General features: G+C 62.6%; 12 protein-coding genes. 7 read left to right on the top strand and 5 right to left on the bottom strand.

Annotated elements, in window-relative coordinates:
- The first annotated feature begins 352 nt into the window (after positions 1–352).
- Together ACSQ84_RS06605 and ACSQ84_RS06600 are read left to right on the top strand one after the other, a co-directional pair.
- Positions 353–1,150, top strand: coding sequence for a hypothetical protein (locus ACSQ84_RS06605; protein WP_436210810.1), 798 nt, complete (start codon positions 353–355; stop codon positions 1,148–1,150).
- Between the two features lie 209 nt (positions 1,151–1,359).
- On the top strand, positions 1,360–1,575 hold the full coding sequence (locus ACSQ84_RS06600) for a hypothetical protein (protein ID WP_436210809.1): 216 nt from the start codon (positions 1,360–1,362) through the stop codon (positions 1,573–1,575).
- Positions 1,576–1,756: 181 nt separating this feature from the next.
- Here ACSQ84_RS06600 and ACSQ84_RS06595 read toward each other — a convergent pair whose 3' ends face one another.
- From ACSQ84_RS06595 to ACSQ84_RS06585, 3 genes are all read right to left on the bottom strand, one after another.
- Complete coding sequence (locus tag ACSQ84_RS06595) at positions 1,757–2,026, bottom strand: hypothetical protein (protein ID WP_436210808.1); 270 nt, start codon at positions 2,024–2,026, stop codon at positions 1,757–1,759.
- 301 nt (positions 2,027–2,327) lie between these two features.
- Positions 2,328–3,389, bottom strand: coding sequence for a dipeptidase (locus tag ACSQ84_RS06590; RefSeq protein ID WP_436210807.1), 1,062 nt, complete (start codon positions 3,387–3,389; stop codon positions 2,328–2,330).
- Positions 3,390–3,611: 222 nt separating this feature from the next.
- The gene (locus ACSQ84_RS06585; RefSeq protein ID WP_436210806.1) at positions 3,612–3,887 is read right to left on the bottom strand and encodes a hypothetical protein; all 276 of its coding nucleotides are present in this window, start codon (positions 3,885–3,887) and stop codon (positions 3,612–3,614) included.
- 1,187 nt (positions 3,888–5,074) lie between these two features.
- Here ACSQ84_RS06585 and pdxY point away from each other — a divergent pair.
- The 5 genes from pdxY (at position 5,075) to ACSQ84_RS06560 (ending at position 9,875) form a co-directional block, all read left to right on the top strand.
- On the top strand, positions 5,075–5,929 hold the full coding sequence (gene pdxY, locus ACSQ84_RS06580; RefSeq protein ID WP_436210805.1) for a pyridoxal kinase PdxY: 855 nt from the start codon (positions 5,075–5,077) through the stop codon (positions 5,927–5,929).
- 103 nt (positions 5,930–6,032) lie between these two features.
- Positions 6,033–7,097 carry a histidinol-phosphate transaminase gene (gene hisC / locus ACSQ84_RS06575; protein WP_436210804.1) on the top strand — a complete coding sequence of 355 codons (1,065 nt, stop codon included), beginning with the start codon at positions 6,033–6,035 and terminating at the stop codon, positions 7,095–7,097.
- A gap of 136 nt (positions 7,098–7,233) precedes the next feature.
- Positions 7,234–8,316, top strand: coding sequence for a helix-turn-helix transcriptional regulator (locus tag ACSQ84_RS06570; protein ID WP_436210803.1), 1,083 nt, complete (start codon positions 7,234–7,236; stop codon positions 8,314–8,316).
- Between the two features lie 37 nt (positions 8,317–8,353).
- A complete protein-coding gene (locus ACSQ84_RS06565) occupies positions 8,354–8,956 on the top strand; it encodes a pyridoxamine 5'-phosphate oxidase family protein (RefSeq protein WP_436210802.1) in 603 nt (200 codons plus the stop codon).
- A gap of 7 nt (positions 8,957–8,963) precedes the next feature.
- Complete coding sequence (locus ACSQ84_RS06560; RefSeq protein ID WP_436210801.1) at positions 8,964–9,875, top strand: ketopantoate reductase family protein; 912 nt, start codon at positions 8,964–8,966, stop codon at positions 9,873–9,875.
- 13 nt (positions 9,876–9,888) lie between these two features.
- Here ACSQ84_RS06560 and ACSQ84_RS06555 read toward each other — a convergent pair whose 3' ends face one another.
- A complete protein-coding gene (locus ACSQ84_RS06555) occupies positions 9,889–10,902 on the bottom strand; it encodes a hypothetical protein (RefSeq protein WP_436210800.1) in 1,014 nt (337 codons plus the stop codon).
- Positions 10,903–11,288: 386 nt separating this feature from the next.
- On the bottom strand, positions 11,289–12,353 hold the full coding sequence (locus tag ACSQ84_RS06550) for an AI-2E family transporter (protein WP_436210799.1): 1,065 nt from the start codon (positions 12,351–12,353) through the stop codon (positions 11,289–11,291).
- Between the last annotated feature and the right edge of the window lie 43 nt (positions 12,354–12,396).

Here is a 12,396-nt window from a genome sequence, read left to right as displayed (position 1 = left end):
GGCGGACGTTAAATTTTGGACCCGGGCATTGAGCGGAGTTGACCGATCGTGGTCATAAATCATCAATGGAATTTTTGGCCACGGCTCTCCCCGCTCGTCGGCGGGTTGGATGCAGCCGGATCTCCGCCGGTTTCGGATTTCTCTCCAAGGCGGCGGATTACGCTTCGCTCCAATCCGCCCTGCCGCTCCCGCAAAGGGTCAGGGTTCCATCCGTAGTTCTCCGGCCGTGAACATAGTTCCGCCTCCTCGGCTGCGTTAAACGGCCAGTATCAGCTCGCCGTGGCGCCAATGCGCGGATCGCTTGCCGGCGGGAACCTTTGCATTTGATACGGAGCACCAAATGGATTCCACAATGGCCAACAAGCTCGCAGAAGGGCAGTTTGCCAATTTGGAGGAGCAGCTTTCGAACCTGGCGCGCGAAGCGGGATTTAGTCCGCAGGCTTCGCCGACCGGCATGAAGACGTCTCGCGCCCCGCCGGCAACGACCAATCGCCTGGCGGACTGGCGCCATGTGGCTTTCGGCGGTTCGCTGTTGGCAGCATCGATTGGCTTCGCCGCCTGGTGGTGGTCATCCTCCGCTGACCGGGCTGTCACGGCCCCCTCAGCTCCGATAGCTCTGACACGGGCGGAAGCCGCTGCACCGAAAGACGCCGCGTCGGCGGGTGTTGCCCCCTCTGCCGCGTTGGCGGAACAGCTCCAGCCGGTGGCACACGATCTCGCTGCCTTGAGGCAAACGGTCGAACAGCTCACGGCAAGGCAAGAACAATTGGTCCGCGACAATGAAAATCTCACGAGCCAGTTGGCGGCGGGCCGGGAAGAAATGGCGCGCAACAACGGTGTCATCGATCAGATCAAGGCGACCCAGATCCAGATGGCGCGCGAAAGCCAGACACTGACCGAGCGGCTCAACGCAAGCCAGCAACAACTCGCCCGCATCATCGCCGCCGCTTCAGAGTTAAACGCGGTGCCCGAAGAGCCAAAGATGAAGCCTGAAGAGCCAAAGGTGATGCCCGATACACCATTGCCGCGTCCGCGGCAGCCGGCCAATGTCGCCCCGACGCAAAAGCCGGCGCCAGGTCAGGTACGGCCGCAAGCCAAAAATCCGCAACCGGCAGTGGCATGGCCATGGTCACCGCGTAGCCCGCAGTAATCCGCCGTTACATGTTTTTCCAAGCGGCGGATTGCGCTTTTCGCTAATCCGCCCTGCCGCGCTGCGCACCAGCCGGAGCGCGTGGCTTTTCGCGCGCGCCCGTATGACTACGGTGCACGCCCCTGATTAAACACGACGCATGCAGAATCATGGCATGAAGCCTGCATAGGAATAACTGACCGGGTGCTTCTCTATCAACGAAGGACGCCATGCTCGTTACTCTTGTCGCCGTTCTCTGCAACGGCCCGCTCTGCCTGGAGAAAGTCGTCACCAACAGTGACCAGTCGGGCATCACGATGACGGCCTGTATGGTCAATGGGCAAATCGGTATTGCCGATTGGCTCGCCAAGGGCCCGTATCGCCAATGGACGCTACAGCGGTACAAGTGCGTCGCGGGCAAATACGTGCCCAAGGACCAAGCATAAAGGATGTGGCGCCTCTTCGGTGAGAGGCGCGCCTGGGCCTGCTGCTCAACCAATCGTTTGAACGCGTAGGGCGGATTGGAGCATCCGCCGTTTCGGATTCTCCAACGCGGCGGATTACGCTTCCGCCTTCGCTCTTCGAGCTACGGCGGACAGGTCGCTTCAATCCGCCCGACCGCGTTTCTCAGCGAATGGCGCGGCCGACGGTTTCGCTGCGGCCTTGTGCGGTCGTGATCTTGTTGCGCGGTGTCGTGACGCCGGCCTGAACGGGCGTAACTGATGTGGCAACCGGTGACGTTTCCCGGACGTGTTCTGCGCCCAGCACCTGAAGCTGCACGGCCGAGATCGGCAAGCCCGCCTTTTCGTAAGACGGCAACTCGGCTGCGACGGCGCCACTGGCGGCCGTCATCGCGAGCACGGCGGCGGCAGCGATGGACAGTGAAATCTTCTTCACGGCAATTCTCCTCGGATGGCTTGGAATATCGATTTAATAGTCGCTTGTTGCGTTGCAATAGTTCAATGTTGCGACGCACAAAAATGTGATGATGGTGGGATCAATGGAAAACAAACCCGCGCGTTGGTCGCACGAGGCGCCGCGAAGGTTCGCTGAATTTTCGCGGCGTTCGAACTCGTAGAACTTGTAGGGCGGATTGGAGCGTCCGCCGTAGCCCGAAGAGCGAAGGCGGAAGCGTAATCCGCCGCCTTGGCTGATCCGAACGGCGGATTACGCTTCGCTCCAATCCGCCCTACCCGCCCTACCCGATCGTGCGCTCCAGCGCATTGAGCCAATTCGCCGAGCCCAGCTTCTGCAACAGCTGCTCGGAATATCCGCTTCGCCGCAGCGCCTCGATCAGCACCGGCAATCCGCCCGCCGAGCCGATTTTGGCCGGCACGGTGGCGCCGTCGAAATCCGATCCGAGACCGACATGGTCCTCGCCTAACTTGTCGATGAGATAGTCGAGCTGGCGCACCATCAATTCGATATCGGTATCCGCGGTCATGCTGCCGTCGGAGCGAAGAAAGCAGGTCGCGAAGTTGAGGCCGACCATGCCACCGGAATCGCGGATCGCGGCCAGTTGCCGGTCGGTCAGGTTTCTTGGCGAAGGGCACAAGGCATGCGCGTTGGAATGCGTCGCGACCAGCGGCGCTTTCGACAGGCGCGCGACGTCCCAAAAACCCTTTTCGGTGATGTGCGAGAGATCGACCAGGATCTTCATCTCGTTGCAGGCGCTGACCAGCTTTTCGCCTGATGCGGTCAGGCCGTCGCCGGTGTCGGGCCCGCCGGGAAACGCGAACGGCACGCCGTGGCCGAAGATGTTGTGCCGGCTCCAGACCGGTCCGAGCGAGCGCAGGCCCGCGGCATACAGCAGCTCCAGAAAATTCAGATCGCCGTCGATGGCTTCGGCGCCCTCGAGGTGAAGCACCACCGCCAGCGCTCCGCGCCGGATCGCGGCATTGATCTCGGCCGTCGTCTTGCAAAGCGCGACGGCGCCCTGCGATTTCCTGACAATCCGCATCAGGATGGCGAGTTCGGCGAGGACGGATTTGCGCGCCTCTTCGATACCCAGCGGATCAGGAAGCGGCACCGAATACTTTCCGCCCTTCATCTGCTCGGCCAGCGACGCAAAATTGCCTGGCGACGGCGAGTACATCGCGAACAGGCCGCCGACCAGGGATCCGGCCCTAGCCTTCTTCAGGTCGATATGGCCGGCATCTTCGCCGTCCAGAAAGTCGGACACCACATCGTCGGACCTGGACTTGTAGAGGCGGAACAGCACATCGTTATGGCCGTCAAAAACGGAGACATTGTTCGTCATTGTTTACCGGTGCCCGTGACAGATATCGCGCGTTGCGAGATCGCTGCCATTTTCCGCAGAACCGGCCGGTGTGCAACCTCTAATCGATCGCAGCGAACCAAGCGGCGATCGTCAAACAAAAAGCCCGCGACGATGTCGCGGGCTAACTGGAGAGCGAAGTAACAAGCTCGCCGCAGGGATCAGCGGGCTACGACGTGCGTCGAGCCGGCCATGCCATGCAGATCAGCGAATGGCGCGGCCGGTCTCGATCCGGGGCGGCGCGATCCTGGCGGTCGTGATATGCGCCCGCGGGGTCAGCACGCTCAGCTGATGCGGCGAGGCGGTCGAATTCGGCACCGGCGCTTGTTCGCTGACATTGGCGGCTCCCAGCACGGCAACCTGCGCCGCCGAGATCGGCAAGCCCCTGGTTTGGTAGGTCGGCATCTCGGCCCCGAAGCCGGCAGTGCCACTGGCGATCAAGGCCGCGGCGGCTGCGATAGCAAGGTAAGTCTTCTTCACCACAATTCTCCTGGATAGGATTCGAGGCGAAAGCCTACACCTGCTTTGCTGCACTGCGATAGCGGTTTTATTGCAATGCACCCAAGCGCGGGGCACATGATTAACTTACATAATTACAATATGTTACGGGAAATTTGGCGCAAGTTTCGGCCATCGCGGGCGCCGATTGAGCATCTTGTGATCGGCTGCACTTTTGGCCGCTCGCCCACAACAACCCGTCAGGCGGATTGCAGCCGGCTGTCCGCCCCTGCCCCGCTACAGCGAAAGGTCTTCACATTGGGAATTTGGGATTGCCTTGATGACCGCTATTTAGAACCGAATGGCCTTGCGCATTTGAACTCCCACCCAGCCGCACCAGGACATGGCCCGGGAGCAGCTGAAGGCCATGGCGGAAAAGAAATGACAGTCGCTTCTGTTTTTCGGAACTAATGTCAAGCCCCGAAATAAAAAATATTTCGCTTTTACGGAAGGCAAATCAGTGCCACATACTGGCCATCCCGTCCTACTCAGAAGGGCGTCGGCCGTCGTCACGGACGTTGGACGGGTTGCGATGGACGCTGAAGTCACGGAGACGACCGTGGCGGATAGCGTACGGTGAAGACGTGTGGTCCTGACGTCGCGGTGCTGGCGTCAATGCACCTGGAGGCAATCGCTTCTCAGGGCGCTACGGAGGCAAAAGAGCCGTTCTCCGGGGAGAGCACGTTATAAGCCGTAAAGCCATTGCGCAGGGAAGGCCGGGTGTTCTCCGCTGGACCTGTATGCTCGTGTGCGCATTCTTATGCACAATTGCACACGAGACCGCGGGTGCAGCGCGCACCCGGTCTTCCCTGCGCCCTCTCATTGGAGGGCAAGGAATTTCCAGCAAAGCTCGGGCGCAACGCGTCGCGAGAATGCGAACACACATTCAACTGTCATCGCCCGGCTTGACCGGGCGACCCAGTATCCAGAGACGCCGATGATAGAACCGACAGGCCGCGGCGTACTGGATCCCCGCCTGCGCGGGGATGGACAGTTGTGTTTGGAGCGGCAGCCCTATGGATTGCTTCGCGGAGCCTGTCATCGGGCGGCGCTTCGCGCCGACCCGTTGGCTCGCAATGACGGAGATAGGCCGCGGCGTACTGGATCACCCGCATTCGCGGGTGATGACAGTTTTGCGCTCCGCTCCATCCGGGCTACCATCCACCACCATGACCGTCATCTCCATCCAGTCCCAGGTCGCCTACGGCCATGTCGGCAACAGCGCCGCGGTGTTTCCGATGCAGGCGCACGGCATCGACGTGATTGCGGTGCCGACGACGCTGCTGAGCAACCGGCCGGGTTACCCGACCATCCGCGGCCGGGTGCTGGAGGCGCAGCTGGTCGCCGACCTCCTGCTCGGGGTCGAGGAGCGCGGCGCGGTCGATACCTGTCAGATGATCCTGTCCGGCTATCTCGGCTCGGCTGAGATCGCGGCCGTGGTGGCGGATTTCGTACAGCGTGCGCGGGCCCGCAACCCCGCCCTGCTCTATTGCTGCGATCCCGTGCTCGGCGATCGCGACCGCGGCCTGTTCGTGAAACCAGACATCCCGCCGCTGGTGCGTGACCGGCTGTGCGGCGTGGCCGACATCATCACCCCCAATCATTTCGAGTTCGACTGGCTGTGCGGAGTAAAGGCCACGACATCGGCGCAAATGCTGGAAGCGGCGCGCACGCTGATGGTGCGCGGTCCGTCGACGGTTGTTGTCACGTCCGCCGAATTGTCTGATACCCCTGACGGACAGATCGAGACCCTTGCCATCGAAGGGTCAAACGCCTGGCGCGTGCGCACGCCGAAGATCCCCATCAGCCCGAACGGCACCGGCGACCTGTTCGCCGCGCTGTTCACCGCCGCCCGCGTCCGCGGGCAAGATACGCCGGATGCGCTCAGCCATGCCGCCTCCGCCATCTCAGCCGTGCTCGAGCGCACCGCCGCGCGCGGCACGGAGGAGATGCGGATTGTCGAGAGCCGGGACGAGCTGATTCATCCGAAACGTATTTTCGATGTCATCGCGGTGCGCAATTGATAGTGTCATTCCGGGGCAACGCGAAGCGTTGAACCCGGAATCTCGAGATTCCGGGTCTGGTCCTGCGGACCATCCCGGAATGACGAAATTCGCTGGAGAAGACATGAGCCGTTTCTGGAGCCGCCTGACGCACGAGCTGAAACCCTATGTGCCGGGCGAACAGCCCCGCATCGCGGATCTGGTCAAGCTCAACACCAATGAAAGCCCGCTGGGTCCCTCCCCGCGCGTGCTGGAAGCGATCCGTGGCGAGGCGACAGATAGCTTGCGTCTCTATCCGGACCCGCAGGCATCAGCGCTGTGCGCGGCGCTGGCCACCTACCACCAGGTGCGCCCCGAACAGGTGTTCGTCGGCAACGGCTCGGACGAGGTGCTGGCGCACGCCTTCGCAGCCCTGCTGAAGCACGATGCCCCGCTGCTGTTCCCCGACATCACCTACAGCTTCTACCCGGTCTATTGCCGCCTGTTCGGCATCGCCTATGAGGCCGTGCCGCTCGACGAGGCCATGCAGATCCGGCTCGCCGATTACCGCCGCACCGCCGGCGCAATCATCGTGCCCAATCCGAATGCGCCAACCGGCGTGGCGCTGTCGCGGGCCGAGATCGCTTCCCTGCTCGAGGAACATCCCGATGTCCCCGTGGTGATCGACGAGGCCTATGTCGATTTCGGCGCCGAGACCGCGATCCCGCTGGTCGCCTCGCACCCGAACCTGCTGGTCGTGCAAACCATGTCGAAGTCGCGGGCGCTCGCGGGCCTCCGGGTCGGCTATGCGATCGGCGATGCCGGCCTGATCGAGGCGCTGATCCGGGTCAAGGACAGCTTCAACTCCTATCCGCTGGGCCGGCCCGCCCAGGCCGGCGCCATCGCCGCGCTTGCGGACGAAGCCTGGTTTCAGCACAGCCGCGCGAGCGTGATCGAAGGCCGCGAGCGGCTGAATCAGGGGCTGCGCCGGCTCGGCTTCGAGGTGCTGCCGTCGTCCGCCAACTTCGTCTTCGCGCGTCATCCGGCGCATCAGGGCGCGGCGCTCGCTGCCGCATTGCGGCAGCGGGCTGTCATCGTCCGGCATTTTGCAGCACCCCGGATCTCCGACTATCTGCGGATCACCGTAGGCACCGACGCGCAGACCGACCGGCTGTTGTCGGCCCTGTCGGACATCCTGGATCGCGCATAAGGCGGCGGAGAAGGCGAAACCTTCACCCGCTGGAATACGGAAATCGCCGCAATATTGAGCTGGTTTGTTGCGTTCCCATTGACCCCGGCGTATTTTTGGGCAGCTACTGCTTCGAGCCGTTTGTGGGGGACAAACCTTGCCCGCCTGGAATTTCGGCCCCGCCGAACAGGAGTTTGCCGAGGCCGGCCTTGACCCCACGCGCTGGGTCCAGGCGCTCACGTCCGTGGCCTCGGCCAGCGGGAGCTTTGGGGCTGTCATGCTGCCCCTGGCGGGCGACGCGCTTCCGAACGTGCCCTATACCGAAAACTGTTCCATCGTGATGGAAGCCTATTTCCGGAACGGATGGCATTTGCAGGACGAGCGAATGCGCACCGTTCCGACCCTGATGCAACGCGGGGTCGCCGACGATTTCGACGGCCATAGCGTCGATGAGATCGCCAAACATCCCTACTACCAGGAGTTTCTCGCGCCGCACCGCCTGCGCTGGTACGCCGGCGTCAAGATCGCCTGCGGCGATGATTTGTGGGCCGTGGCACTACAGCGAACGATCGATCAGGGGCCCTTTACGGCCGAGGAAAAGGAAGAACTGGCGCAGATATCTAGCCGGCTTTCGACCGGCGCCGCGATCGCCCGCGCGCTCAGCGCTTCCGCCGCCACCGGCGCGCTGGAAGCGTTTGAAATGAGCGGCACGGCGGTGGTCCTGCTCAACCGCCATGGCCACGTGTTCAAGGCCAATGCGTCGGCTGAACGGCTGCTGGTCGATGACGTCCAGATTGTAACGGGACAGCTGACCGCAAGGGATACAAGGGCGACGACGGCCCTGAACCGTGCCATTCACAACCTGCTCTGGCGTCCGACCGGTGGGCTTTCGGCGCCGGTCGCGTTGCCTCGTGCGGCGGGCCGGCCGCTGCTGGCCTACCCGGCGAGGCTTTCGAGTTCGACCGCCAATGCGCTGGCTGATTGCCAGGCGATGGTCATTCTGATCGATCCCGATAGCCGATCTCCGACGCCGGAAATGAACTTGCGAACGTTATTTCGCCTGACCCAGGCGGAAGCCAGGCTCGCGACCCAACTGGCGCTCGGCGAGTCCCTGGAAAACGTGGCCGATCAATTCGGGATCGGAAAGGAGACCGCGCGGAGCCAGCTCAAGAGCATCTTTGCCAAGACCGGCGTGCATCGGCAGGCCGAACTGGTCGCGGTGCTGGCCAAGCTGCTGTAAACGCATTCCGAACTGCCGTGCGACCAGGAGAGACGCGATGACCGATACCGTCATGTTTCACGAGGGCAATCGCCGGCTGCAGGATCAGTTCGACAGCCGCCGGATTTCCGACCGCCTGGAAGAATATTGCCGCCAGGAATTCACAGCCGACGACCGGACGTTCATCGAGAACGCGCCGTACTTTTTCCTGGCCACCGCCGACGCCGAGGGCCGCCCCGACTGCTCGTTCAAGGGCGGCATGCCCGGCTTCGTGACCGTCACCGGGCCGTCCGAACTCGCCTTCCCCGATTACGACGGCAACGGCATGTTCAAGAGCCTCGGCAATATCCTGGTCAACGCCGATGTCGGCCTGCTGTTCATCGCCATGCACGGCAGGCCGCAGCGCCTGCGCGTCAACGGCACGGCGACGGTCAGCCGCGAAGATCCGCTGCTCGCCGGCACCGTCGGCGCCCAGCTGATCGTCCGGGTCACGGCGCGTGTGATTTTTCCGAACTGCCCGCGCTACATCCCCGACATGCAGCTCAACGATCCCTCGGTTTACGCGCCGCGCGCGGGATACGAGGCGCCCGAGCCGGTGTGGAAGGGATTTGACAGTTTTAAGGATTGCGTCCACCCGCGCCAGCCCACCTTCAAGGGTTGAGTAAAGCATGCAGGTCGCGGTTGTCGGTGCCGGAGCGGTCGGATGCTACTATGGCGGATTGCTGCTGCGGGCCGGGCATGAGGTGACGTTCATCGGCCGGCAGCCGCATGTTGACGCCATCAACGCAAACGGCCTGCTGCTCGACACCAGCACGTTCAAGGGGCATTTGCCTGCCAAAGCCGCAATCGACGCTACTACCCTCGCCTCATCCGATCTGGTGCTGGTGTGCGTCAAGTCGGCCGATACTGAACAGGCCGGCCGGTCGCTGGCCGGACGGCTACGCGCCGAGACCTCCGTGCTCAGCCTGCAGAACGGCGTCGACAATGCGCCGCGCCTTGCCGCTATCATCGGCCACGCCGTCATTCCCGTCGTCGTCTATGTCGGCAGCGAGATGGCCGGCCCCGGCCATGTCAGGCATCACGGCGGCGGCGACGTTGCGATCGGCGCCTCCGCCGCCAGCGAAGCGCTGGCGCAAACGCTGCGGGCCGCCGGCGTCGGCGTCACGATATCGGAAGACATCGAGGTCACGCTGTGGAGCAAGCTGATCATCAACTGCGCCTTCAACGCGCTGTCCGCCGTGGCCGGCATTGCCTACGGACCGATGCTGGCAGTCGAAGGCACCAGGGAGGTGGTCGCTTCCGCGGTACGGGAAGCAATCGCGGTCGCCCGCGCCAGCGGCGTAATGATTCCCGACGACATCGCCGGGCATATCATGCAGATTCCCGCCAACATGCCGAACCAGATGTCGTCCACCGCGCAGGATCTGTTGCGCGGCAAGCCCAGCGAGATCGATTTTCTCAACGGCTATGTCGTGCGCAAGGGCGCTGAGCTCGGCATCGCCACGCCGACCAATCAGGCGCTGCAGGTGATGGTGAAACTGGCCGAGCGCAGCAGGGAGTTGTCCGGGACACGGACGTAGCGTGCGGGTAATGTCAAGCTGTCTCGCGGTCGATTTTTCGTAAGCGCACGAAGGCGCCCCAGGCCTTCGGGAAATCCTTGTCTTTCGGGCTGATCGTGAGCAGCGCGCGGCAGGCTTCCTGAACCTCGTCGGGTGAAGGACGGGCCTTGGCGTTTCCGGATTTCGATTGCTCCCAGCGGTCCTCGATCGCTTTCGCCAGGGCGATCGCCTGTCTCGGCGTCCGTTTTTGCGCCGACCGCGCCAGCGGGTGATCCGGCGGAAACGTCGGCCATGCGGCCGGCGGCCGGTCGCTGCGCCAGCCGGCCTCGTTGCCGAGCGCAGCCTTGGAGGCGGCCTTGGAGGACGAATTGGCCTGTTGCTGTCCTGGCGAACCGGACTTTGCGGCTGAGCCGGCAGAGCTTGATGAACTGGAATAGCCCGCCGAACCGGACTGGCCTCCCGAACCGGGCTGGCTTCCCGGCAACGGACCTCCCGTCATCTGGTTTGCCATGTGGCCGACCTGTTGTTCCAGCGGCCCACCGGACCCGCCTCCCGCCGGGATTTGTGTCCCAATGCTCGACATGGCCGAGGAGACAACCGTCGGGACGACCTTCTCGATGGTTTGCGCCATCGATTGCGCGCCAGGCGATGTCCTCTGCTTTTCTTCCGCCGGGATCGGGCAGGCCCTGAACGCGACGTGCCTGTGCGAGATCGAGCCGTCGTCATCGATGCGGGCAGTGTCGGTCGCCACGGTGTAAACGAAAGCGCGGAAGTCAGCATATTTTCCAGATTTGTCCTTGGCCTTGACGGCACCGCAAATATATTTCGCTGCGTTTTCCTCGACCGAGCGCAACGTTCCGAACTCCGCCGATTGCGGGTTGATCAGCAAGCGCGAGACCGCGGTGCGCGCTTTCGAGTGGCCCATGGAGAAAATCATCCCCAATGCGTAGTCGGGATTGATCCAGGCGGGCTGGTAATAAAAGGTGAGTTCGGCCGCCAAGAATGCTGCGCCCAGACCTGCGGAGATAAGCGCGGCCGGCATGTTCATGAGTTGCGGCTCCAGGACCGGTGTTCGCGACCAGCATCGTCGTCACCCGATGCAGTTGCCGGTGGCGACCGACCGATGCGAGATCGATCTGGTTGTGTTGGCGTCTAGCCGCTATTTGCAGAAGAGCGCTTTAATAAAACCTTAAGTTGCGCTAGCAAGTGCAACGATGGAACTTTCCATCTTTGGTTGATCCTAATATTCTGTTCACGGGAACTTTTTGGGAACTCGCGCCTTGCGTCGATATATCCATCCCGATATAGCCAGAAAAACTGACATGGACGCATCGGCCGACGCCTGCTGATAAAATTCTCGAAAGCTTGTATGCCGCTAGGTAAGGATTATGACAGGCCCATGACGACCGCCCGGCAAGCGGCCGATTCGGACAGTCAGCCGGCAGCGCCGCCATCGTCGCTCTGCCGGGATGCGGAGAAACGCTCCCACGTCACCATGAAAATGGCCGCAATCACCGGGCCGATCACAAAACCATTCAAACCGAACACTTCAATGCCGCCCAGCGTGGAAATCAGCACGACATAGTCGGGCAGCTTGGCATCCTTTCCGATCAGGAATGGACGGAGGAGATTGTCCACCAGTCCAATGACGAGCACGCCGTACAAAATCAGGCTGACGCCCTGCCACACGGCGCCGCTCGCCAACAGGTAGATTGCAACGGGCACCCAGACGAGGCTGGATCCGATAGCCGGCAGCAGGGACAGGAAGGCCATCAACACCGCCCACAAAATCGGCGCGTGTATCCCCAGAAACCAGAATGCCAGCCCGCCAAGTGTGCCCTGGGCAATGGCAACCAGGATGCCACCTTTCACCGTCGCGCGGACGACATCGGCGAACCTGCTGAACAGCGCCGCCTTCTGGTCGGCGCGAAGCGGAACGAACCGCTTGATCCGTTCAGCCAGCGCCTTGCCGTCGCGCAACAGAAAAAACAAAAGATACAGCATGATGCCGAGGCCAATCATGAAGTCGAACGTGTTCAGGCCGATGCTGAGCGCCTGGGGCGCAATAGCCTGTCCACCCTTCATCGCGCCGGAGGCCAGCCAGTCGCGAACCGCCGGCAGATCGTTCAGGTTGAAGCGTTCGAGCAGCCCTGTCGCCCAAGCCGGCAAGGCATCGAATACCCGCTGAATGTAGCGGGCGACGTCGTACTCTCCGGACTGGACCTTGCCGTAAAGATTGGAGGCTTCCTGGGTCAGAGAGGCCGCGATCATGGCCAGGGGTATAATGACCATTGCGATGACGACCAGGACCGTAGCCAAGGCAGCAACCCCTGGCCGCCTGCCCATTCGGCCCAGCAGTTGGCGATTGAGCGGCGCAAAGATGACGGCTGCGACGATGGCCCAGAGAATGGCGCCATAGAACGGTTTCAGAATCCAGCCAAACGCGACGCTGACGGCGAGCAGCAGGAGCAGAAAACTTTGATCCTCAATCCTGCGCACCGCTGTCCAGCTCCCTGGTTTGCCGCACTGCCGCGGCAATGAA

This window comes from Bradyrhizobium sp. LjRoot220 (assembly GCF_964252915.1).
Classification (GTDB): Bacteria; Pseudomonadota; Alphaproteobacteria; order Rhizobiales; family Xanthobacteraceae; genus Bradyrhizobium.
This window is presented reverse-complemented; position numbering and strand designations above follow the sequence as displayed.

Coding starts and splice junctions, on each gene's coding strand:
- ACSQ84_RS06605 (WP_436210810.1), top strand. CDS start 353: ATGGCCAACAAGCTCGCAGAAGGGCAGTTTGCCAATTTGGAGGAGCAG.
- ACSQ84_RS06600 (WP_436210809.1), top strand. CDS start 1,360: ATGCTCGTTACTCTTGTCGCCGTTCTCTGCAACGGCCCGCTCTGCCTG.
- ACSQ84_RS06590 (WP_436210807.1), bottom strand. CDS start 3,389: ATGACGAACAATGTCTCCGTTTTTGACGGCCATAACGATGTGCTGTTC.
- pdxY (WP_436210805.1), top strand. CDS start 5,075: ATGACCGTCATCTCCATCCAGTCCCAGGTCGCCTACGGCCATGTCGGC.
- hisC (WP_436210804.1), top strand. CDS start 6,033: ATGAGCCGTTTCTGGAGCCGCCTGACGCACGAGCTGAAACCCTATGTG.
- ACSQ84_RS06565 (WP_436210802.1), top strand. CDS start 8,354: ATGACCGATACCGTCATGTTTCACGAGGGCAATCGCCGGCTGCAGGAT.
- ACSQ84_RS06560 (WP_436210801.1), top strand. CDS start 8,964: ATGCAGGTCGCGGTTGTCGGTGCCGGAGCGGTCGGATGCTACTATGGC.
- ACSQ84_RS06555 (WP_436210800.1), bottom strand. CDS start 10,902: ATGAACATGCCGGCCGCGCTTATCTCCGCAGGTCTGGGCGCAGCATTC.